The 22,534-nt window shown below is 59.7% G+C and carries 23 protein-coding genes and 1 tRNA gene; 9 read left to right on the top strand and 15 right to left on the bottom strand.

All coding sequences use genetic code 11. The annotated features are described in order from the left end of the window. Nucleotides 1-126 precede the first annotated feature (126 nt). Nucleotides 127-720 (top strand): glycerol-3-phosphate 1-O-acyltransferase PlsY, encoded by a 594-nt coding sequence (gene plsY / locus BTO32_RS16315; protein WP_076725728.1) that lies wholly within the window; start codon nucleotides 127-129, stop codon nucleotides 718-720. Nucleotides 721-727: 7 nt separating this feature from the next. On the opposite strand, the gene tsaD is transcribed toward plsY, so the two are convergent. Beyond that, complete coding sequence (tsaD, locus tag BTO32_RS16310) at nucleotides 728-1,783, bottom strand: tRNA (adenosine(37)-N6)-threonylcarbamoyltransferase complex transferase subunit TsaD (protein ID WP_076725727.1); 1,056 nt, start codon at nucleotides 1,781-1,783, stop codon at nucleotides 728-730. Nucleotides 1,784-2,017: 234 nt separating this feature from the next. Between tsaD and rpsU the strand changes: the two genes are divergently transcribed. The 4 genes from rpsU to BTO32_RS16290 all read left to right on the top strand — a co-directional run bounded on the left by rpsU (nucleotide 2,018) and on the right by BTO32_RS16290 (nucleotide 6,255). After that, on the top strand, nucleotides 2,018-2,233 hold the full coding sequence (gene rpsU, locus BTO32_RS16305; RefSeq protein ID WP_076725726.1) for a 30S ribosomal protein S21: 216 nt from the start codon (nucleotides 2,018-2,020) through the stop codon (nucleotides 2,231-2,233). Between the two features lie 156 nt (nucleotides 2,234-2,389). Next, nucleotides 2,390-4,108: a DNA primase gene (dnaG, locus tag BTO32_RS16300; RefSeq protein ID WP_076725725.1), complete on the top strand. Its 1,719-nt coding sequence runs from the start codon at nucleotides 2,390-2,392 to the stop codon at nucleotides 4,106-4,108. A 127-nt stretch (nucleotides 4,109-4,235) separates the two neighbouring features. Further along, nucleotides 4,236-6,077: an RNA polymerase sigma factor RpoD gene (rpoD, locus tag BTO32_RS16295; protein WP_076725724.1), complete on the top strand. Its 1,842-nt coding sequence runs from the start codon at nucleotides 4,236-4,238 to the stop codon at nucleotides 6,075-6,077. A 101-nt stretch (nucleotides 6,078-6,178) separates the two neighbouring features. Then, nucleotides 6,179-6,255, top strand: a tRNA-Ile gene (locus tag BTO32_RS16290). A 48-nt stretch (nucleotides 6,256-6,303) separates the two neighbouring features. Here the strand turns inward: BTO32_RS16290 and BTO32_RS16285 are convergent. The 13 genes from BTO32_RS16285 to BTO32_RS16235 form a co-directional block, all read right to left on the bottom strand. Continuing rightward, nucleotides 6,304-7,275 carry a phage integrase gene (locus tag BTO32_RS16285; protein ID WP_076725723.1) on the bottom strand — a complete coding sequence of 324 codons (972 nt, stop codon included), beginning with the start codon at nucleotides 7,273-7,275 and terminating at the stop codon, nucleotides 6,304-6,306. Beyond that, a complete protein-coding gene (locus BTO32_RS16280; RefSeq protein WP_076725722.1) occupies nucleotides 7,272-8,537 on the bottom strand; it encodes a hypothetical protein in 1,266 nt (421 codons plus the stop codon). Before BTO32_RS16280 ends, BTO32_RS16285 begins: the two co-directional genes overlap by 4 nt. Before the next feature lie 118 nt (nucleotides 8,538-8,655). Next, nucleotides 8,656-9,810 (bottom strand): zonular occludens toxin domain-containing protein, encoded by a 1,155-nt coding sequence (locus BTO32_RS16275; protein WP_076725721.1) that lies wholly within the window; start codon nucleotides 9,808-9,810, stop codon nucleotides 8,656-8,658. A gap of 5 nt (nucleotides 9,811-9,815) precedes the next feature. After that, nucleotides 9,816-10,079, bottom strand: coding sequence for a hypothetical protein (locus BTO32_RS16270; protein ID WP_076725720.1), 264 nt, complete (start codon nucleotides 10,077-10,079; stop codon nucleotides 9,816-9,818). Nucleotide 10,080: 1 nt separating this feature from the next. Next, nucleotides 10,081-11,412, bottom strand: coding sequence for a hypothetical protein (locus BTO32_RS17855; RefSeq protein WP_139339132.1), 1,332 nt, complete (start codon nucleotides 11,410-11,412; stop codon nucleotides 10,081-10,083). Between the two features lie 28 nt (nucleotides 11,413-11,440). Continuing rightward, entirely contained in the window at nucleotides 11,441-11,641 is a 201-nt protein-coding gene (locus BTO32_RS17850; protein ID WP_139339130.1) for a hypothetical protein, read from the bottom strand. 4 nt (nucleotides 11,642-11,645) lie between these two features. Next, nucleotides 11,646-11,855: a hypothetical protein gene (locus BTO32_RS16260; RefSeq protein ID WP_076725718.1), complete on the bottom strand. Its 210-nt coding sequence runs from the start codon at nucleotides 11,853-11,855 to the stop codon at nucleotides 11,646-11,648. A gap of 20 nt (nucleotides 11,856-11,875) precedes the next feature. Then, nucleotides 11,876-12,172: a hypothetical protein gene (locus tag BTO32_RS16255; protein WP_076725717.1), complete on the bottom strand. Its 297-nt coding sequence runs from the start codon at nucleotides 12,170-12,172 to the stop codon at nucleotides 11,876-11,878. Between the two features lie 311 nt (nucleotides 12,173-12,483). Further along, a complete protein-coding gene (locus tag BTO32_RS17845) occupies nucleotides 12,484-12,750 on the bottom strand; it encodes a hypothetical protein (RefSeq protein WP_139339128.1) in 267 nt (88 codons plus the stop codon). Continuing rightward, nucleotides 12,747-13,067 carry a hypothetical protein gene (locus tag BTO32_RS16250; protein ID WP_076725716.1) on the bottom strand — a complete coding sequence of 107 codons (321 nt, stop codon included), beginning with the start codon at nucleotides 13,065-13,067 and terminating at the stop codon, nucleotides 12,747-12,749. The genes BTO32_RS17845 and BTO32_RS16250 overlap by 4 nt, the downstream gene beginning before the upstream one ends. Further along, nucleotides 13,064-13,312: a hypothetical protein gene (locus BTO32_RS16245; protein WP_076725715.1), complete on the bottom strand. Its 249-nt coding sequence runs from the start codon at nucleotides 13,310-13,312 to the stop codon at nucleotides 13,064-13,066. The genes BTO32_RS16250 and BTO32_RS16245 overlap by 4 nt, the downstream gene beginning before the upstream one ends. Then, a complete protein-coding gene (locus BTO32_RS16240; RefSeq protein ID WP_076725714.1) occupies nucleotides 13,309-13,587 on the bottom strand; it encodes a hypothetical protein in 279 nt (92 codons plus the stop codon). Before BTO32_RS16240 ends, BTO32_RS16245 begins: the two co-directional genes overlap by 4 nt. Continuing rightward, the gene (locus tag BTO32_RS16235; protein ID WP_076725713.1) at nucleotides 13,584-13,787 is read right to left on the bottom strand and encodes a helix-turn-helix domain-containing protein; all 204 of its coding nucleotides are present in this window, start codon (nucleotides 13,785-13,787) and stop codon (nucleotides 13,584-13,586) included. The genes BTO32_RS16240 and BTO32_RS16235 overlap by 4 nt, the downstream gene beginning before the upstream one ends. 149 nt (nucleotides 13,788-13,936) lie before the next feature. Between BTO32_RS16235 and BTO32_RS16230 the strand changes: the two genes are divergently transcribed. Next, nucleotides 13,937-14,170, top strand: a complete 234-nt coding sequence (locus tag BTO32_RS16230) for a DNA-binding protein (RefSeq protein ID WP_245820370.1) — start codon at nucleotides 13,937-13,939, stop codon at nucleotides 14,168-14,170. Between the two features lie 221 nt (nucleotides 14,171-14,391). Here BTO32_RS16230 and BTO32_RS16225 read toward each other — a convergent pair whose 3' ends face one another. Next, nucleotides 14,392-14,787: a hypothetical protein gene (locus BTO32_RS16225; protein WP_076725711.1), complete on the bottom strand. Its 396-nt coding sequence runs from the start codon at nucleotides 14,785-14,787 to the stop codon at nucleotides 14,392-14,394. Between the two features lie 725 nt (nucleotides 14,788-15,512). On the opposite strand from BTO32_RS16225, the gene aupA reads away from it, so the two are divergent. From aupA to BTO32_RS16210, 3 genes are all read left to right on the top strand, one after another. Next, nucleotides 15,513-16,850, top strand: coding sequence for an alkane uptake protein AupA (gene aupA, locus BTO32_RS16220; protein WP_076725710.1), 1,338 nt, complete (start codon nucleotides 15,513-15,515; stop codon nucleotides 16,848-16,850). A gap of 14 nt (nucleotides 16,851-16,864) precedes the next feature. Further along, the gene (locus BTO32_RS16215; protein WP_076725709.1) at nucleotides 16,865-20,107 is read left to right on the top strand and encodes an Ig-like domain-containing domain; all 3,243 of its coding nucleotides are present in this window, start codon (nucleotides 16,865-16,867) and stop codon (nucleotides 20,105-20,107) included. Between the two features lie 120 nt (nucleotides 20,108-20,227). Continuing rightward, complete coding sequence (locus BTO32_RS16210) at nucleotides 20,228-22,522, top strand: molybdopterin-dependent oxidoreductase (RefSeq protein WP_076725708.1); 2,295 nt, start codon at nucleotides 20,228-20,230, stop codon at nucleotides 22,520-22,522. Nucleotides 22,523-22,534: the final 12 nt, after the last annotated feature.

The following is a 22,534-nucleotide window of genomic DNA, read 5'->3' as shown; positions in this document are numbered from 1 at the left end:
CTTCCACTCTTTGCTGATTGAAAAGCACACAGCCGGCGGATACTGTGGGTCCAAGCCGGCTGTCACGATAGGGCCGGCATTTTCGCACAGATTGGGCCGCCCCGTCTTCGCCCGAGGATCGACGCCATGGAACTGACCGGCCACCCCGCCGTGACCGTCGCGCTCTGCCTTGCCGCCTACCTGTTCGGATCGGTGCTGTTCGCGCTGCCGGTCTGCCGGGCCTGGAAGCTGCCCGATCCCCGGGCCCAGGGCTCGGGCAACCCCGGGGCCACCAACGTCTACCGCACCGGAGGCTGGGCGCCGGCCGCCCTGACCTTGGCGCTGGATGCGTTCAAGGGCTGGCTGCCGGTGTGGCTGGCCCATCAGCTCAGCATGCCGGTCATGGCCCAGGCCATGGTCGCCCTATGCGCGGTCACCGGCCACATGATCCCGGTCTTCCACCGGTTCCAGGGGGGCAAGGGCGTTGCCACCGCCCTCGGGGCCGGTTTGGCCCTGGCGCCGCTGACAACGCTGATCATCGCGGGCATCTGGCTGCTGGTCATGTGGCGCTGGCGGATTTCCGCGCTGGCCTCGCTGGTGGCCGTGGTCTGCGGACCGGTCGTCAGCGCCTTCCTCGACCCCGAGACGCTGCCGCTGTTCGGACTGCTGGCACTGCTGATCGTGGTACGCCACCGGGCCAACCTGATCCGACTGGCACAGGGCCGGGAAACCGGCTTTTAACCCTGGTTCAGTCCACCAGCCCGGTGCTTCTGGGTTGGTGGATCGGCGGCAGCGTATCCATCGGCCAGCGCGGCACGGTGACAATGCGGTTACCGTCCCGCTGGCCGGCCAACAGGCGCTGTGCTCCCGCATAGGCAATCATGGCACCGTTGTCGGTACAGAATTCCGGACGGGCATAAAACACGGTTGCTGCAAGCTTCTCCGCCATACCTTCCAGGGCCGCCCGCAGCCGCTTGTTGGCACTGACGCCACCGGCCATCACCAGCCGCTTGCAGCCGGTGGCTTCCAGAGCCCGCCGGCACTTGATCACCAGGGTATCGACCACCGCCGACTCGAAGGCCAGGGCGATATCGGCCCGGGTCTGTTCGTCCAATGTGCCGGCGGCGCTGGCTTCGTTCACGGTGTTCAGGGTGTAGGTCTTGAGACCGCTGAAGCTGAAATCCAGCCCCGGCCGGTCGGTCATGGGGCGGGGGAACCGGTAACGACCGGCCCGCCCCTTCTCCGCCAGCGCCGCCACCCGGGGACCGCCAGGGTAATCCAGCCCCAGCATCTTCGCGGTCTTGTCAAAGGCTTCACCGGCGGCATCGTCGACCGACTCCCCCAGCATCTGGTACTGACCGATACCATCGACACGCACCAGCTGGGTATGACCGCCGGACACCAGCAGGGCCACGAACGGAAACGCCGGCGGCCGTTCTTCCAGCATCGGTGCCAGTAGGTGCCCCTCCATGTGATGAACCCCCAGCACCGGCACGTCCAGGGCCAAGCCCAGGGCATGGGCGACCGCGCCGCCAACCATCAGGGCACCCACCAGACCCGGGCCAGCGGTATAAGCAATGCCCTCGATGTCGCGCCGTGTCCGCCCCGCGGCAGCGAGAACCTGGTCGCACAAGGGCAACAGTTTACGCACATGGTCCCGCGAGGCCAGCTCGGGCACCACGCCGCCGTAGTCGGCGTGCATGTCAATCTGACTGTACAGGGCATGCGCCAGCAGCCCCTGCTCCGTGTCGAACAGGGCCACGCCGGTTTCATCACAGGAGGTTTCAATACCGAGAACGAGCATAGGTGTCGAGCCTGCCAGGGTTGGTGACTGTGGGGCGCGCATTTTAGCAGAAAGCCCAAGGGGGCTGGATATTCATCGAACAAACATTGACCTTTCCACCACCCAGGGGCTATCATTGCCGCCCTAAATTGTGCACTGGTCGAGTTTTAGCCAATCCGACCCCGAATCATGCCGCGGGCAGGCAACGCCTGCGGACGACATACAAACCGAATCCATCAGGTAGGTGATTTTCGAATGCCAGCTGTTAAAGTGAAAGAGAATGAACCGTTTGACGTAGCACTGCGTCGCTTCAAGCGCTCCTGCGAAAAGGCCGGTATCCTGTCCGAAGTGCGTCGTCGTGAGTACTATGAGAAGCCGACCTCCGTCCGCAAGCGCAAAGCAGCTGCTACCGTCAAGCGTCATCTCAAGAAGCTTCAGCGGGAACAGCGCAAGTTCGAGCGTCTGTACTAAACTTCTTCCAGACGCCCTTTGACTGCCGGCAGCTGGCCACGCCAGCACCGGCAGCCGATAGAAAAATGCCGCCGAGGCTTGGCTTCGGCGGCATTTTTGGCTTTGGCCATGTGCCGATCCCCGGTTTCCCGACAACCTGGTTGACCTGGAGCCTCCATGAGTGGACTGATCCCTCAGCGCTTTGTTGAAGATCTGCTGGATCGAACCGACCTGGCGGAACTGATCGGTTCACGGATACGGCTGAAGAAGGCCGGCGCCAACTACAAGGCCTGCTGCCCGTTCCACGACGAAAAGACGCCCTCTTTCAACGTGCGCCCGGACAAGGGGTTTTACCACTGCTTTGGCTGTGGCGCCCATGGTGATGCCATCAGCTTCCTTCGGGAGTTCGACGGCCTGGGGTTTACCGAAGCGGTGGAGGAACTGGCCAAACGCGCGGGCCTGGAAGTGCCCTACGACCGAGCCGCCCGGCAGGAAATGCAGCAGGCCCGCACCTTGACCGACGCCCTGGACTTCGCCACCGGCTTCTACCGCAACGCCCTGCGCAGCCCGGCCGGGCAGTACGCGCTGGACTATCTGCGCCAGCGCGGCCTGGATGACGCCATCATTGAGCGCTATCAGCTGGGCTATGCTCCGGGTACCGGCACCGCGCTGCACGACGCCGCCAGTCCCGACCTGCGGGGACCGCTGATCGAGACGGGTACCGTCTCCGAGCGCTACGGCCGCCCCCGCGACCTGTTCCGGAACCGGGTGATGTTTCCCATCCGCAACACCCGGGGGCGCACCGTCGCCTTTGGCGGACGCACGCTGGGCGACGACAAGGCCAAGTACATCAACTCCCCGGAATCGGACGTGTTTCACAAGAGCCGGGAGATCTACGGCCTGTACGAAGCCCGGCAAGCCGTGCGGCAACTGGACAAGCTGCTGGTGGTAGAAGGCTACATGGACGTGATCGCCCTGGCCCAGCACGGCATTCACTACGCCGTCGCCACCCTAGGAACCGCCACCAACCAGGACAGCCTGCAGGCACTGCTGAAGCAGGTGCGCCATCTGGTGTTCTGCTTCGATGGCGACACCGCGGGGTTCCGGGCCGCTGACCGGGCCATGGAGAACGCCCTGGAACTGCTCGCCGACGGCCTGCACATCCAGTTTTTGATGCTGCCTGAAGGCGAGGACCCGGACAGCCTGGTGCGCAAGGAGGGTGCCGACGCCTTCCGTCAGCGGATCGAACGGGCCACGCCCTTCTCCCGCTACCTGTTCGAGCGTCAGAGCCAGGGCCTCGATCTGCAACTGCCGGAGCACCGTGGGGAGCTCCGGGCCAGGGTTGAGCCACTGCTGAACCGGATGCCCCGCAGCACGCTTCGGGATGCCATGTGGCAGGAGATGCTGCGGTTGTGTGGCGGCCGTCAGCCCTGGCGCCGGGACACCGCCCAGTCGCGCGGTCGGGGCAACGGGCAGCCGGCAACCGGAGCGGAGCGGGTGGATGTCAAGCTGAGCAAGGACAGCACCCTGTGCTTGGCCCTGGTGGAGGCACCGGAGTTGGCCACCGAGGTTCTGGAGGCATCCCGGCAATCCCGCCAGTTTCCCCAGGCCCGGCACTTTGCCCAGTGGATTCTCGACAACGGCATCAGGGACCGGCTCCGGCTGGTGCTCCGGCTGGCCCGGGACGGTTCGGCCCGAAGCCGTTTCTACCACCTGTTCGACGGCATCGAGTACATCCCGCCCCGGGAAAATACCCTGGCTTCCGCGCGCGAGCTGATCAGCCCCAGCGAGGAGGCCACCAGGCAGCAGCGTCTGGCCGAGCTGCTGCGAAACCTGGCCAACCTCTCGCCGGAACAGCGAGCGGAGCTCCGGGAGTTGAGTGGCGGCAGTCCGTAGTCACCGCAACCCCACTTGAAACTTTACCGACTGGCCACAATCTAAACAGTCGGTGGCAGAGCAATCAACCGACAGCTATAATGGCTGTTTAACTTTTTTCCTTCTAAAGCGAGTTCACAGGGTGTCTATGTCAGGCAATTCGCAAAAATCACGTTTGAAAGACCTCAATGCCCGAGGCAAGGAACAAGGTTACCTGACTTACGCCGAGGTAAACGACCACCTCCCGGAAGACATCGCCGACCCTGACCAGGTCGAAGACATCATCCGCATGATTAACGACATGGGTATCCAGGTGTGCGAGGAAACCCCCGACGCCGATACCCTGCTGATCACCGAGGGCGACTCCACGGCCGATGAGGCGGTGGCAGCGGAGGCTGCGGCGGCACTGGCGGCCGTGGAATCGGACGCAGGCCGCACCACCGACCCGGTGCGCATGTACATGCGCGAGATGGGAACGGTGGAACTGTTGACCCGTGAAGGCGAGATCGTTATCGCCAAGCGCATCGAGGAAGGGATCCGCGATGTGATGGCGGCCGTGGCCCACTTCCCCGGCACCGCTGACAAGGTGATTCAGGCCTACGAGAGCATCATCGAGAACGAAGGCCGGATCAGCGACATCGTCACCGGGTTCCTTGATCCGGACGACGCCGAGCCGTTCATGGGCGATGACTCCGGTTCCCAGGACGACACCGACCTCGATACCGCAGCCGATGACGACGACGACACCACGGCCACCACCGAAGACGATGGCGACAACGGGCCCGACCCGGAAGAAACCCGCCTGCGCTTCGAGCTGCTGAAAGAGAAGCTGGCCGCCGCCAACGCCGCCCTTGAGAAACACGGCCGTTCCGACAAACGGACCCAGGACGCCCTGAACGAGCTGGGGCAGGTATTCGCCCCCTTCAAACTGGCCAACAAGGCCTTCGACGACCTGGTGAACATGGTCCGCTCCACCAACGACCAGATCCGCGAGAACGAGCGCGCCATCATGGAAATCTGCGTGCGTGACTGCAAGATGCCGCGCAAGGATTTCATCAAGTCGTTCCCGGGCAACGAGGTCAACCTCGAGTGGGCCGACAAGATCGCCAAGAGCAAGAAGCCTTACGCCACCGCCGTCGGCGAGCGCATCGACGAGATCGTGCGCCTGCAGAAGCGCATCCAGAACGTCCAGACCGAGGTTGACCTGGACGTGGCGGACATCAAGGAAATCAACCGCCGGGTCTCCATCGGCGAGGCCAAGGCCCGTCGCGCCAAGAAGGAAATGGTGGAGGCCAACCTGCGTCTGGTCATTTCCATCGCCAAGAAATACACCAACCGAGGCCTCCAGTTCCTGGACCTGATCCAGGAAGGCAACATCGGCTTGATGAAAGCGGTGGACAAATTCGAATACCGCCGTGGCTACAAGTTCTCCACTTACGCGACCTGGTGGATTCGTCAGGCCATCACCCGCTCCATCGCGGACCAGGCCCGCACCATCCGGATTCCGGTGCACATGATCGAAACCATCAACAAGCTCAACCGCATTTCCCGCCAGATGCTGCAGGAAATGGGCCGAGAACCGACCCCGGAAGAGCTGGGCGAGCGCATGGACATGCCGGAAGACAAGATCCGCAAAGTCCTGAAAATCGCCAAGGAGCCGATCTCCATGGAGACCCCGATCGGCGACGATGAGGACAGCCATCTGGGCGACTTTATCGAAGACGTTCAGGCCCTGTCTCCGGTGGACTCCGCCACCGCTGAAGGCCTCCGGGAGGCGACCCGGCAGGTCCTGGCTGGCCTCACCGCCCGCGAGTCCAAGGTGCTGCGGATGCGTTTCGGCATTGAGATGAACACCGACCACACCCTGGAGGAAGTCGGCAAGCAGTTCGACGTGACCCGCGAGCGGATCCGGCAGATCGAGGCGAAGGCCCTGCGCAAGCTGCGCCATCCGTCCCGCTCCGACCACCTGCGCGGTTTCATCGACGACTGACCCTCCCCTAGCGCTAGCGGGCGCCAACCCTCATGGGTATAATGGCGCCCGCTTCGCGTTTCCGGTCCCGGAAACGTGCCATGCCCTCACCACGTCACGACGGGCCTATAGCTCAGTTGGTTAGAGCAGGGGACTCATAATCCCTTGGTCGCAGGTTCGAGTCCTGCTGGGCCCACCATTTTTCAAGCACTTACAGCCCCCCTAACAACGACATCGACAGCAAGTGTCAACCAAACGTCAACGGCCCCCTGTCAATCACCTCATTCAGGAAATCGGGCGCCAAGTGTGCATAGCGCATTGTCAGTTTCAGGTCTGAATGCCCCAGGACTTTTTGCAGCGTCAGTATGTGTCCGCCGTTCATGATGAAATGACTGGCGAAGGTGTGCCGGCAGACGTGGGTTAACTGCCCTTTCGGCAGTTTGATCCCGGCCCTATCGATGGCCTCCCGGAAAGCGCTGTAGCACGATTGAAATGGCAAATTTTCTGTGATTTCTTCGTACAGCTTTTTATCCATTGGTACGGAACGACTCTTCCCGCTTTTGGTAGCCGTGTAGGTTACACGGTACGGGGTGAAGGCAGCCGGCTTTACCTTTTCCGCTTCTGACCACCTGGCTCCGGTCGCAAGGGCCAACCTGGTAACGTGATACAGGGACGGATTGCTGGATGCTTTGCATTCTTCCAGAAGCCGGGTGATTTGTCCCCGGTCCAAAAACGCCAGTTCTGTCTCATCGGTCTTGAGCTTTCTTAGCTTGCTCAATGGGTTTTCGCCTTTCCAGTGACCCTGGCGGTTGAGTTCGTTGAATACCGCTGAGAGATACGCCTGCTCATGGTTGAGGGTATTGGCGGATAACCCTTCTTGCAATCTCGCCAGGCGATAGGCAGCAAAATCTCCCGAGGTGAAATGCGACACTCTAGGATTGCCAAGCCGTTCGACCAGCGAATTGAGTTTCCTCTTTCTGGATTCGCCATCTTTTAGCGCGTGGCCGTGATGCACATACCAAAGCTTTACCAGATCCTGGAGCGTTCGCTTGTCATGCTTTGGGTTCCAGTCTTCGCCGGCCTCATGCTTGTTGAGCACCCAACGTTCATATCTCAGAGCCTCAGGCTTCGAATCAAAGGATTTCCGGACACGCTTCTGCCCTCTTCCGCCTGGCTGGATGTCTACCTGCCATCGTCCCGACGGTAGTTTCCGGATCATGCAGCCACCTTGGTCAACAGTCGTCGTTTAATCAGCCCGTCTTCTACGATCTTGTAAAGCTCGTTCTCGTAGATTTCCCGGCGTCGGTAGTAGGTGCACAGGTCTTCCCATAGGCCGGATTTCTTGAGGCAATCCCACGCCTGGCGGGTGTTAAAGCGGTTGCGTGCATAGATGGACAAGAGATTGCCAAAGGCGAGAGAAATGTTTTTCTCGTTGCCACAACCAGGTTCCTTTTTTGCACGTTTGTAAAGCAGATCCGGGGCCGAGTACCCAAAGCCAATGTCATCCCGCAACTTGGTCCAAATCGGGTGGACCCATTCACGCTTGACCTCGTAGCGGTTACCGGTGAGGGCGTAGCGCCAGAGCCCGGTCATATGCGGTACCGCGTCCATGTAGGTGTAGATGGGTTTCATGCCCTTCGTACCCTGGGAAATTTCATTCACGATCCGGTGATGAAAACGCACTTCCAGACGCCAGACAGGCTTGTCCGGGTCGTAGCAAGTGTCAGGGAAGCAATCTTCATTGCTGGCGCATTCCCAGATGCTTTCCATGAAAGCGCGCTTGTCGGAAACGTCGACTTCCTTGGACTTGTCGTACAGGCAGATTTGCAGGCTGTTGGCTTTGCCGAAGGTGTAGGTTTCCCCTCGCCCGTTGATGGTTGCGCCGTCCAGGCCCTTAAAGATCAGGTCAGACAAGCCGTTGTGCACGGTGACCGTTTTGGCCCGCGTAACGAAATGCTGCGCAAAATCCTGAGGCGGCTCCCACCCCTGAAAGTCCACAGCCAGATGCAAAGCAATGCCGGTCGGTTTGCAACCGTTAAGGAAGTACAGGCCCCATTCCGCCAATTCATCGTGAATCTGCTCACTGGAACGCTCATAAAGCCAGCGGGGAGAAGTCTCAATTTTCAGATGAGCACCCTGGGTTTCCGCATCGGCGTAGAAACTTTGAACCAACAACGTCAGGCCGTATTCCCGGTTCTGAAGAATGTAACGGTACCCCCCTCGCCGTCCGGACTGTACCCGGAAAAGGATGCCGCGAATTTCGATGTTGGCGTCGTAGCCGCTTTCGTACGCATGAGCAATCTGAGCCAGTGGCTGAGGTTTCAGCCGACCCTCAAAGAGCTGGCGCACGGTATCAACGCCGGTCCAGAGCACATTGACACCTTGCAGATTGACCTGATGACCGTCAGGGCCAATGAAAAGATCCCCTTTCCCAATTTCCCCAGTTCGGATGTCCATGCGCTCAAAATCTTTGATTTTCATATGTGGCCTTCTGTGGTTGTCTGTGGTGGAAAATCGACGTTCGTCGTTTTCTATGAGACGTGTTACAGGGACGTCTCCCGACGAAGGCGACGGCGCGTGATGGTCGCTCCGCTCGCATTCACGCGCCGTCGCCTTCGTCAGAGTCCAATTCCAAATAACTGCGCCTACTAGAGCTATCAACGTCGCGCTCCGGTTCCCTAAAGCTGTAGTAAGTCACCAGCTTCCCTTCAATGACACAGAACGGTTCTCCCGTTTTCAGGAAACGAGCACAATTACGAGAATGAATTTTCCGGGTACCAGTTTCACCCCAAATCCAATACACGCCGTTAACTTCACCGACAATGCGCCAGCGGTCAGAAAGCGGAAGCCAACCGGGCTCAATCTCAAACTTCTGCTGATACGAGGCCCTACCCTCAAGAGTGGCTCTAACGGCTCGAGTTTCTCGTGCAGTTACGACGCTTTGGGTCACGGTGACGAATTGCTGGTTGTTGCGTGATGTTGTTTGTTCGCTGGCTGGCGTTGTTTCGTGAACGTGTTCTTCCGGGCTGAAGTAAGCGATGACTCTCCATGCTCCGACGACCATGATCAGAATCGACACAGGAATACCGAACTTGATCAGGGGATGCTTCAGAACGTTGGCTCGATCATCAACCTTTTCTTCCATCCCGGCAGCAAAGTCAGTCCGGTTGCGGGTGTGACTTCTGTAATACTGATAAATCTCAGGTTTATAGGTGCCGTAGAGTTGACGCATCGGTTTTCCCGGCTTCTGACCGGTGGCAGCCCCCATGAAGACATCAACCCGATATTTGTTTTTCTGACCAATCGCAGTGAGTTTAACGGCCCGGTACGTTTCTTCTACCAGGCCCCGGACGAAGGCGCAGAGCTGAGCCAGGTCCTGGGTCACCAGGACGATCTCATTAGTACGGCCATCCTCACCGACACAATGACGATGTTCGGTGAAAAATTCCTTCTGATTCTGAGGGATATTCACGGCTTTCATGCCGCTTTTCCAGAAACGCCATGCTTCATCGATGATCCAGATAACACCAGCCGGGTGGCGTTCCAAGTCGAAAAATGTCGGGTCGTCTTCAGCCTCTTTGTTATCGAACATCGTGACCTTCCCCTGGGGATAATCGTCGCTCAGTCGTCCAAGCTTCAGGGGAATGTTGGTGATAATGTGCCGGCCGGCTTCCAGGGCGGGAATGACTACGTTCTCGACAACGCCATAGCTTTTTCCTGATCCCGGAAGACCCGAATACGCGACAATGGACACCGCAATTACCCGATAAACGGAATTCGACGGAGAATAAAGCGAGCGATCAGGGCGGTCATCATAGCCGTCATGCCGTAATCAAACTCCATGACAGTGAGAAAATACAGCAGCTGACCACCCAGCCCATTAAAAATGCCTTGGACATCTACAATGTGAATTTCCGGTATCCAAATGAGCATCAGCTCAACAGCATCGACAAGAAGGCCAAAGAGCTGGCGAGGTACCCACAGGACAATATCAATCAGCGCATCAATCAGTTTCTGGATCATGTTAAGCCCTCAAAAAGACAAAGACGGCAGCCAGGGTCCAAACAGCGGTGAATATATTGGACAGCAAGCCACGGTGGTCATTAAGTATCTGGCAGTGACTGTCCATCGTCATCGCAGACCAATAATCTGTGGCCGGTATAGTCCAAACCGGACACGTATTGTTACTGGCGATACTCGGAATTGTGGTCACCGCCTGGATGGTAGGATTAGTGGAAATAATCGTTTTCAACCGTTCAGCGCTTTCCTCGAAAGTAGGCGCATTACCCAAGCCATCGGTGTTATAGCCACCCTCCGGACCATCCAATTTGTCATTGATATCGCCGAGAGTTTGATTAGCAGTACCCAGCCCGTCGGCCAAGTTATCATTCACAGCGTCAAGAGCATTAACAACCTTATCTAAACGCTGATTAGAACCGTCGAGCAAATCGTTGGTGTCAGAAATGCCATCACGAACTTTATCCAAGCCCTTGTCAACACTAGTTGGGTCATTCTCCCGGCGGTATTCATCGGGCTCACCATCACCGTCAGTATCGGTATTAGGTTCTTCCGAGATTTCAGTTTCCTCAGGGGCGTCACTGACGGATTCGCAAACAAAGCCATATTCATCAATGACCACAACACCATCAGAGGGACACGTTGGCGGGCCGTATTCATCGGGGATACAAGCCGGGGTACCGTTCAATAAGCCAAACGAACCACCCTCACATTCCATATTTGAAGTACAAAGGTTGTACCTCGTTGCGCCATTACCGATATAACCTTTATAGTCAGCGGAATCCGAATTGCATTCCTCGGCATTGTCGCCGATATCCTCAAGGCAAACTCCATTCAATTGCCCATTTGGACAATCAAGAACACAACGGCCATATTCCGCATCATAAATCTGGCCGTTCTCATAGCATTCTTCCGGCTCTTGTGGAGAACGACACTCCCCAGTATCGGGATCAACAAACTTGGGAGGATTACACGGAGTGACAACCAAGGCATTACAACTAATCAACCCGGAAGTACAATCCTTCAAAGCATCGCCATCCCCATCCCAGCGATAGCCACTCCAACGACCACAATACACATAAGCGGAGCATTCAGAAGAATGCCTCGACATCACAGCATAAGCAGCATAACCCTCCTCTTCCTGAGCCTGAACCCACTCCTCAGAAAGTGCCTTACAGCCTTCCCAGTCCCAACGCTCGTAAAGACATCCAACATGCGTATAGGTCCAATACGCCGATGCAGGAAGGGAATAAACAAAAAGGCAGAGCCCCAGGATTAAGAATCCACATCTTTGAAAAGGTAAACGCACAGCGCGACCCCCATCATGAAGAATGTCCAATCCCAGAGCTCTGCCACCGGCCACCCCCTTACTTGATCATACTCAGCAGAAGCCGAGCGCCTTTCCGAACAACATAAAAGCCAGCCAGGACACCGACGACGGCCATCACACCGGTAATTTCACCGGAAAAATCCAGGGCGCCAGTAACAGTAGACCAATCCGCAGCAGCAGCAGGACCACAAACGACAGTGAACGCAAACGCACAAAGCGCAATCAGTTGCTTTTTCATGGCATTACCTCAGCATTTTCAGAATTTGGCGGCCGCCCCATGCGACCACCATTAAAGGCAATGTCACAGTGAAACCATGGAAAATGGCCTCCGTGATCATCGCCGCGGTGTACTCGACAGGTACCGTGTACACCACCTGAGTGATGGCGCCGGTGCAGTCCCAGCCAGAGGCTGTGAGTGTCCAGTCGCCGTCACACAGGATTACTTTGCTCACGGGTCAATCTCCTGTTCCCGTTAAGCAGATTTCTTAATGGGTTCCTGGGGCTTCAGCTCCAGGGCCTTGAAAGTGATCTTTCCGCCCGCTCCGGCTTTCATCTGAGCTTTCACGGTGAACATGGCAGGCAGACGGTCCGCGTGGTTGCGCAGCTGGTCGATGTGCTTGTAGTCACAGGCAATTTTCATCACTTCGTTACCCACGCGGTTATCATCATCAGCTTCAGCCGGGGCATAGGCCCACAATGAGCCCCCTTTGTTCCCGTCAATGTCGTAACGGGTGGCACCAATAATCATCAGGTTCAGGTAGTTTTCCATGATGTTTGTCCTCTAGGTTTTGGTTGGTGTTGCTGTTTCTTTGAAACTGTGCGACCCCTCCGGGCCGGGCCCTACTCGCTTCGCGAGCCGCGACTAAGGTCGCGGCCCTTACGGGTAACGGTCCCTGTCGCCTACGGTCACTCCGTTCCCTGCGCGCTCCGCTTGCTTCCTTTGCTCATGGCTCCGAATCAAAGGGCGGACGTCCGCCCCCGACATCCTCACCACTCCTTTCGCGCACTGTGGCCCAGCCAGTGACCGCCGCAAGGCCAGGGGGCCTACGGCCCTGGCGCTGCGCGCCAGCCTTGCTGCGCTCACTGTCCGGCCCCCTTCTCGTGCGCGAGTGGTGACGATGACGGGGGCGGACTCGAAGGCTTTTCAGGGTGTTTGGACTGATGGCCAAAGGTCGGACAGCCGGCCTCCAGCCAGGCACGCAGGACGGAACCTCCAAGGGTCCAAAGGTCGGTGCCGCGCTGGATAGCTTCCTGCTGCAATTGCAGGTAAATGGAGGACGGAGCGCACACATAGAAACGGCGCTCTTTGTCTTCTACCTGGTCTTTTCTGGGAGGTATGTAAGTCATGGTTGAGTCTCCGTAACATTAGGCAAGTCCAGTTGGCCGCAGTCCCAGGCGTCCCTCAGTTGAATGAGGCGATCAAACGCCGGGCTGTGATAGCCGCTGGCTTCCAGTTCCTGGATCAGGGCATCGGTGAAGCCGGCTTTGCAGCGGGCCATGTAGTCGCACGGGTAGTCGGTGCGCACTTCCTGCAGGTGGCTCAGCCGCTGCAGGAGGTTGGATAAAAGGCCTTCCAGGGTGGCTGGGGTGAGTGCAGAGGACGGGCGCGGGCCCTGGAAGGCAAAACTGGTATCTAAACGCGCGTCCAAGTGATGACATTTCATGACATCACCTTCAGCGGCACATCCCGGTAACAGGTGCCCGGTTGCACGCCCAGGGCAGCGAGTTGTTCCGGGCGCAGCAGTACCGAACGGGGTTTGTGGCCCTCGGCGCGCTCGAAATAGGTAATGAACCGGTCGATGTAGTCCAGCAGGTTGATGGCCTGCCTGGTTTGCCGGAACTCGCTGACGGGCTGAATGGGCTTGTGGGTCATGCCCTGCCCTGGCTGGCCGTAGGTTACCTGGATCATACGGCGGCCCTCAGTGCGGCGCAGGCCTGACCTACTGCCCAGGCGTCAAAGTCACGGGTGTCGTCCTGAAGAGTGAATTCGCCCCAGGAGATGACAAGACGGATGCCGTACCAGTAAAGATCAGAATCGGTGCGCATATACGAGGCGGCCATGTCAGAAACCTGGCTGACACGATAGGCCGCCAGTTCGTAATCGCCAGTACTCCAGGCTTCGCAGGCTTGCTTGAAACGCAGGCGCATGTTGGTTTTCTTCTGGTTGCGAATGTCCGGGGTCATTGCCAGTCCTCCTTGTTCAACGCTTCCTGGGACAACGCCGCCACATTCACCAGCCGAGGCTTGCCAATCTTCATTGACGGAAGGTGCCCCTTATCGATCATTCCCCTTACCTGCCCTTCCGTGAGCCCGGTCAACTGCGCAAACCGCTCCTGCGTCATGACCGGTGTCGCCATCAGGATGATGTGTTTTTGCTCGTCCACTGTTCTGCACTCTGATACACTGATTTACACATATTCACTCAGTAACCCAAACTAAGTACTGAGTACTTTTTACTTACTATAGCAGAGTGAGTATATTTTACTATTCTAAGTTAACTATGATCAGAGACCGAATAATAGAAATATTCGATGTGCTCGACCTGACCTCTAAGCGGATGGAGGAGTTGACCGGGATCGACCGGTACAAGTGGGGAAACATCAGAGGAAGAAAACAGAAGGTGAACGAGGACTACCTGGAAGCACTAAACCAGGCATTCCCTCAGTTCTCATATTGGATCATGACAGGGCAAACCATTCCGGAAGCTGGTCAGATCAGCCCTCAGATGGAAAAAGCACGCAAAGAAAACAACCTGAAAATCGGGTAGGGTTCTGCCTGGCATCAAGAATCACCCAGGCATGGTATCGAGGAAATCAAAAAAGCAAAAAAGGATCAGAATAACAACAAATTATAACGCCACACCCGGAAAAGGATGGCCGGGAACCCCGGCCAGGTACATGCAACCTTGCTTAAATCAGTGACACTCCAGCGACCTATATGTGATTCGAAAGGCGGTTTGAGTTGGGAAAGACCTGTAGTAGATACCAACTAAAGACGCGAACAGGCAGAGTTCATATATGCCTCATTCTGACTGCTAGGATCTTCACGATACTGCTGACGCCAAAAATCACAAGTCTGACGATTAATGCGCCTCGCATTAGCCTCATTTTCTCTACGCAACTGGGCTTGTCGAGCTTCACGAGCCAACTGTTCCTTCCGCAGCCGCTCTCGCTCTTTTTGAGCTTTGATATCCTGAGGAGACAGAGGTGGCGGCGCCACGATTTCTGGAAACTCAATTTCCGGAATTGAGGACATTCTGCGCGCAAGCTCATCATCTAACGCATCGAAAAAAACAAAAAAGACAAGCCATCCAATAATGGAAACAATCACCCATGAAACGATATTGGCGACAAGAACCGCAGAAAAAATTCTAAACCACGACATAGCTTACTCCCTGTAAACACTCCTCATGAACCACGAGAAAGGCCATATGACCAAAAAGGTTCAAGAAATTCTGCGAAACTCCCACGTACTTAGCAACCAAAACACGTGTCACTTTTCGGAATCTGTCTGGAAGCATACAGAACTGCAACCACAGCCCCTTGTTGAAGAAACCCGAGTCTTCATAAAACCCCGTCTTTGAGTGGTGTCAACGATGTGTCAACGACACCGCGTTTTTCTGTGGCGGACTGTGGCCAGCCGTTTTTTTAAGCTTTTGTTTTGCCGAAAATAGTGTTTTTTTGTGGTGGTAGTACATACTACTGCAAGGCTCTCATAATCCCTTGGTCGCAGGTTCGAGTCCTGCTGGGCCCACCATTTTTCAAGCAGTTCTATAGCTTCGTACACCGTCTGAGACCGCTCCCCGCCGTCACATATCTGACATACAGCGGGAGCATACTCAGCGTCTGGAAAAGCGCGATCTGCATCCTGGATGGTCGGAGTTTTTCTGGAAGTGCGCCAACTTCAGGCCGGGGTCACCCCCCCGGCTTTTTTCGTTCCCGCGCCGCCCCATGTGGTCCTGTCGACACACGGCTCTGTCAAAAAAGCCAACGTTCTGGCCCCTGTAGCCTCATACACTTGAACACTGACATACTGATGGCACTGCAACCCATGCCCGGATGCACGGTTCGGATGCAGCAATAAAAACAATGAAATGATGGAGTATCGCAATGGAATCAACCTCCCGGTTCTCAGTACGGGCGATGTCCCTCGCCGTGGCGGCCTTCTCGGCAGGCGTCACGCTCCCTTCCCATGCCAGCATGGGCAACATCGGCACCACTTACGGCGTCATGCCGGTGGACGTGGCTACCGCGCAGTCGCTGTCGATGTTCAACGACCAGGTGTCCGCCACCTACTACAACCCGGCCTACCTCACCAAGGATGAGCGGGGCGAACTCACCACCGGCCTGTTGCACGCGGAACAGGAGCTGCGCGCCTCCAACCCGAACGCCGACGGCGACATACTCTCCAACTCGCCCAGCCAGCATGTGCTGATCGGCATGAAAACCAACCTCAGTTCCCTGACCCGGTTCGGACACCCGATCTACCTCGGGTTCATCGCCGGCGTCGAGAAATACGGCAAGGAAATGCTGGCGTTCACCTCGGAAACCACCGAATCCGGGCAGTTTCTGCAGTACGGTAAAGAACCCCTGTTCCTGAACATGGGGGCCGCGACGCCGTTGTGGCGAGGCATCTCCGCCGGCGCGTCGGTGCGCATCACCCTGGACGCCACCGCGAATCTGGAAGCCGTCTCCACCCTTGGTGGAGAAACCAGCCGGGAGCAGCTCTCGGTGACCGCCGAACCCTCCCTCAAGGCCATTCTCGGCACCACCATCGACCTGGGGGACACCTTTTGTCCGGACGGTGACTGCTTCCTGAGCGGTTGGGAAACCGCCCTGGTGTACCGCACCAAGTCCTCCGCCTCGACCACCATCGACTCCAACATCGTGGTGACCCAGACCATTCCCGAGCCCGGCCTGAGCCTGGCCGTTTCCACCATCGATTCGTTCCAGCCGGAAACCTTCGGCGTCGGACTCCAGTTCCGTGGCGACCGCTGGCGCATCGGCGGCAGCCTGGAGCAGCAAAACTGGTCCGAGCTGGAAGAGGAGTTCGCCGTCGACACCATCAACGACCAGGCCTCCGTCCCCCCGGACAGCCGGATCCGCTTCGACGACATCCTGATCCCCAGACTGGGCGCCGAATACCAGCTCACCAAGAACTTCGCCCTGCGGGGTGGCGTGGCGTACGAGGAGTCTCCGCTCTCGTCAACGCGGAACCCGGAGATCAACTACCTGGACACCGACAAGATTGTTGTCGGGCTCGGCATCAGCGCCACCTATGACCGCACCCGCTGGCTCGCCTACCCGGTGCGCATGGATCTGGGCTACCAGTATCAGCAGCTCCAGGAACGGGACTTCACCCTGGTTGACCACGACGGAAACGAAACGCCGATCACAGCAGACGGCGACATTCATGTCATCAGTGGCTCCGTCACGCTGAAGTTCTGAGGGGAGAATCCGCCATGAAGTCGACGAAAGCACTGGTGCTGGCGCCGGTTGTCCTGCTCGCCGCATGCGGCGGTGGTGACGAACAGACGCTGCACACCAAGACCACACCGGGCTCTGTCATCTATTCCTATCCGATGGACGGACAGGTCAACGTCAGCCCGAAAACCGACCTGATCATCCGCCTGTCCCACCCGGTCACCGAAACCGAGCAGGACCTGGCGGACAAGATTCACTGGAGCGCCGACGGCACCGAGGTCGCATTCACACTCACCCTGGTGGACGGAGGCCGCAGTCTCAAACTGACCCCGGAGAACCCGCTGGCCACCGGCACCGAATACGACGTCACTTTCGATGACCCGCTCCAGGCCGAGGGTGGCCGGAGCATCGGCACGCCCAATGCCGTCGGCCCCGACGGCATTCAGTTCCAGACCCGCCCGGCCTTGTCCGGCATCGCCGGCCTGGCCGATACCGACGACGAGTTCGGTGTCGCCTGGCAGGTTCCCGCCAACGGGTCCGAATTCGAGGCCATGAACTTTTCCACCTTCCGCCTTGCCATGACCCAGCCGGTGCACCCGCGCTGGCGTGACCTGGGCGGCAGCATCACGCTGCTGGACGACGCGGGGCAGCCGGTGTCCGCCACCGTTCTGGTCAAGGGACACCGGATCAGCGTCGACCCCTGTGTGACCCCCGACCCTCTGGATTGCGGCGGCAAGCAGGACATTCTGGACGCCGGCCAAACCTACACCCTGCGCCTGGACAACCTGGCCAGCCTGACTCATCCGGACGGCCCCCGCTTCAGCGGAACGTTTGAGTTCACGCCCAGGGACACCGGCCCCACCGTAGTGCTCCAGCAGTCCGCCGTGGATTCCGGCCTGGCCTCGGGCGTCGACGCCGACCGTGCCATCCGGTCAATCCTCAATGGCCAGATCATCAACGGCGTAACCCTCAACTCCGTGCTGCAGGGGCAGGCCGGGCCGTCCCAACAGACCGGCGACCTGTTCGCCGAACTGGCCTACGCGCCCGCCTTCGAGGCTGATGAAGCCCTACCCCTGCGGATTCCCAAGGGCAGCGTCCTGCACAGCACCAGTCTGGACGTTCTGGTGGGCGGCGTGGTGCCGGTACTGGAAGCCACCCGCCCCGGCGACCCCGTGGGCGATCCGCAGGTGACCGGCGACATCAAGGTCACCATGCTGTCCGATGCTTCCGGCTACATGAGCCCGAACCCCTACACCGACGACTGGAACGCGCCCCGGCACGTGACCCTGTTCATGGACGTATCCATGAACACCGAAGAGGCGCAGCCGAACGCGGCCCTGTCGCAGGATCTGATGGGCGTGGAACTGCGGGGCATCGCCCTGGTCCAGGACGGCGTCCTGACCATCGACGCCATCGGCATGGTGGAACCTGAACTGCTTGGGCAGGAATACACCGATGCCACCATTGCCTTCCACCTGGAAGCCGCCACCGACGTGGACTCCGCGCTGGATGCCGAGTTCCTGCGGGAGCTCGACAGCACACCGCCACACCTAGTGAGCTGGATGCCCGGGCCAGCCGACGCCATTCCCGCCACTCGCCAGTCCATGCAGCGCCCGGGCGACCCGGTCATCCTGTTCTTTGACGAGCCGCTGGACCCGGCGACCCTCGATGCCGGCATCACCCTCACCGAGAACGGTACCCCGGTGACCGACCTGCGCCTGAAGCAGGACGGCACCGCCGTGGTGCTCAACCCGGCAAGCGGTCTCAGGCACGGGGTCGAGTACCAGGTGCAGGTCAATGGGATCACCGATCTGGCCGGCAACGTTGCCGCGGTGCCCCCCCTGACGTTCCATCTCGATGACATCGGCGACGCCTCCGTCACCCGACGCCCGCCGCTGCCCCTGACCACCTACCCTGGTTTCCCCTGCGAGACCGACCATACCCTGCTGGATCTGGACGCCGGCATCCTTGGTCAGTGTTACTCGGCCGGAGGCGTCAACGACATACTGCCGGTGTCGACCCTGCCGTCGGACCGTCCCATCACCGTGGTGTTCTCCAAGTCCATGGATCTCGACTCAATCATCCTCGGCGACACCTTCGTGGTCGAGCGCGTGACCCAGGCAGGGGATGGCACTGTGTCCGTCAGCAACGAAGTGACCGGCCGGCTGGAGAAGAAGCCCCAGCAACTGCGCTTCTTCCCGGACCAGCCCTGGCAACCGGGCAGTCACTACCGTTATACCCTGCGGTCATCGGAGGACAGCGGAACCTGCACGCCCGGAGCCTACACCTCCATCTGCGACACCGACGGTCTGGCCTTGAAGACCGACCTGCTGGAAGGCCTGGACGACGGCGGCGGCAACAACGGCCCCGATGACCTGGTGATCTACTTCACCGGCACCGAGTCCGTGCACACGGTGTTCACGCCACTGAGAAACCTGCCAGTCCGGGACACCAACTCCAATTTCCTGGTGGACTGCGACGACAACGACAATCCGGACTGCCTGGAACCGTTCGATCATGCGGGCAGCGATGAGGAGGGCTGGGCACCATCCGCCAACTCCACCAAGCTGCGGGTGAAGGACAACCAGGCCTCGGCTTCCCCGCCCCTCGTGGTTGCCAGCACTGCGGCGGCCCGGGTGGGCTGTGAAACCGGGGAGACCTGTCCGAAGAACAAGTTCATCTACCAGACCTACGCCCTCAACACCGAAGTGCTGGGCCCCGGGGTCTACGAGCCCACCGGCGACGAGGGCATTCTGGTGAACCTGTACCCGACCCAGCTGGCCACCACCTCCATCAGCGTGTTCACCGAGCTGAAGGTACTGGGCTTCATCCCCATGCAGGAAGAGTCCATCACCCACACCCAGGTCCTGCGCATGCGCTACACCAAGGACGACCCCAACTGCACGGGCCCGGACTGCGCCCGCTCCGGCCTGATTCCCGGGGTCATCACCCAGGGCGATCAGGGACAGCCGGTGTTCAAGACCCGGGCGGAACTGATGCTGGATGCCCCGGACATGGAAATTCCCCTGGGCGGGCGGCACGATCTCTATGGCCGGGAGTTCACCCTGGAGCTGGAAGGCAATATCACCTTCTTTGACGACGGTCGGATGCAGATCGAGCAGCGTAACACCAACCTGGTGGACATCAACGTCGAGGCCCGCGCGCTCGGTGTCGAGGGTGGCGAGCTGGTAACCATCAACCTGCCGCTGCAGATCCCCGAGCAGGGGGTCTACCTCAACTTCATCTCCAACCCCGTCAAGGACCTGCCAACAGAGCCCTAACCGGTCCCGGAACAACGGCCAGCCTTCGGGCTGGCCTTTTTCATTCCCGTTCCGGTACTGCTGCAGACCGGCAAAGGCTGCTACTCTGGAAACGGACAACAACAAGACCCGGGAGAGGCCATGAACAACGGAACCCACTACCGCACCTGTCACCTGTGCGAGGCCATGTGCGGCGTGGCCATCGACGTGCGGGACGGGCGCATCACCCGCATCCGTGGCGACGAACAGGACCCGCTCAGCCGGGGCCACATCTGCCCCAAGGCCGTGGCCCTACAGGATCTGCACCAGGACCCCGAACGCCTGCGCACCCCAATCCGCCGGACCGACAAGGGCTGGCAGCCAATTACCTGGGATGACGCCTTCGACCTGGCCGCCCAGCGCCTGGACGCGATCCGCCGCCAACACGGCCGCAACAGCCTGGGGGTCTACCTGGGCAATCCCAACGTCCATAACCACGGTGCCATGATCGCCATGACACCGTTTTTGCGGGCCCTCGGAACCCGGAACCGCTTCTCCGCCACCTCCAACGACCAGCTGCCACACATGCTGGCGAGCCTGGAGATGTTCGGTCACCAGATCCTGCTGCCGATACCGGACCTCGACCACACCGACGTGCTCATCTGCATCGGCGCCAACCCGGTGGCCTCCAACGGCAGCCTGATGACGGTTCCGGACATCCGGCGGCGTCTGAACGCCCTGCGCGAACGAGGCGGCAAACTGGTGGTGATCGACCCCCGGCGCACCGAAACCGGCCAGCGGGCGGATGAATTCCACTTCATCCGCCCCGGCACCGATGCTTTGCTGCTGATGGCCATGGTTCACACCCTGTTCGCGGAAAACCGGGTCGAACCGGGCCCGGTGGAACCCCTGTTGCGCGACCTCGAATTGCTGCGTCTGGCGGCCCTGCCCTACGCACCGGAGGCCGTCGCAGCTCACACCGGACTGGCCGCTGACAGCATCCGCGGTCTGGCTCGCCAGTTGGCCGGTACAAGAAAAGCGGCCCTGTACAGCCGCATGGGCACCAGCACCCAGGCCTTCGGCGGTCTCGCCACTTGGCTGGTGTATTGCCTGAACATTCTGACCGGCAAGCTTGACGCCGTGGGTGGGGTTCGCTTCACCCAGCCCGCCATCGATCTGGTGGCGCTGGGCGCTCTGGCCGGCCAGAACGGCCATTTCGACACCCGCCGCAGCCGAGTCCGGGGGCTGCCGGAGTTTTCCGGCGAATACCCCGCCAGCACCATGGCGGATGAAATGCTCACCCCCGGCGATGGCCAGATCCGCGCGTTTGTCACCGTGGCCGGCAACCCGGTACTGTCCAGTCCCAACGGCCGACGGCTGGAGCAGGCCCTGGAGGGTCTGGAATTCATGGTGTCGGTGGATTACTACCTGAACGAAACCTCCCGCCACGCCGATCTCATCCTGCCACCGACGACGGCGTTGGAGCGCAGCCACTACGATCTCATTTTCAGCCTGTTCGCGATTCGCAACGTGGCAAAGTTCAGCGACCCTCTATTCCCTCCGGCACCGGATCAGCGCCACGACTGGCAGATTCTGCTGGAGCTGGCCCATCGGCTGGAAACCCGGCGCGCCGGCGGTCGCCTGCCGCTGCGCTCGGAACTGGGTTGGCGCGCGTTTAAACGGCTGGGCCCGGACCCGCTCCTCGACCTGCTGCTGCGCACCGGCCCCTACGGAACCGCCCCCGGCCGGTTGCGGCCCTTGGTGCAACCGGCGGTGGACCTGATCTTGGATCTTTTGCCCGAGCGCCATCCGCTGCACGGGCTGGCAATGCTCAGCCCGGTGAACCGACGTTGGCAGGCGCTGCCCAAGGGCCTGTCGCTCACTGCACTGCGCGACCACCCCCACGGTGTCGACCTGGGCAGCCTGCAAGCCACCCTGCCCGAACGGCTGTTCACCCGGGACGGCCGCATTCATCTGGCACCCCGCCGTTACCTCCGGGATGTGGAGCGACTGTATTCACTGCTGGCGACACCCCCGACGGACGACCTGCGGGTGATCGGCCGCCGCCACGTGCGCAGCAACAACTCCTGGCTGCACAACAGCCGACGCCTGGTGAAAGGCAAGGACCGGTGCACCCTGATGATCCATCCCCAGGACGCCGCCCGGCTCGGTCTCCAGACCGGCGACCCAGCCCAGGTCAGTTCCGGTGAACGGCACATCGTGCTGCCGGTGGAGGTGACCGGGGATATCATGCCCGGCGTGGTATCCATCCCCCATGGCTGGGGCCACAACCGCCCGGGCACGGAGCAGACCGTCGCGGCCGCCCACGCCGGTGCCAGCCTCAACGACCTGCTCAGCGACGAGGCCGTCGACCCACTGTCGGGCACCTCGGTCTTGAATGGACAACCGGTTACTGTCAAAGTCTGGCTGCCGGCCCGGCAACGCCAGCCGGCCTAGTCAGACCCGGAG

Origin of the sequence: Marinobacter lutaoensis, from assembly GCF_001981305.1 — a bacterium.
Lineage (GTDB): Bacteria > Pseudomonadota > Gammaproteobacteria > Pseudomonadales > Oleiphilaceae > Marinobacter > Marinobacter lutaoensis.
Note: the sequence above shows the minus strand (reverse complement) of the source record. Positions and strands in the feature narration are given on the sequence as shown.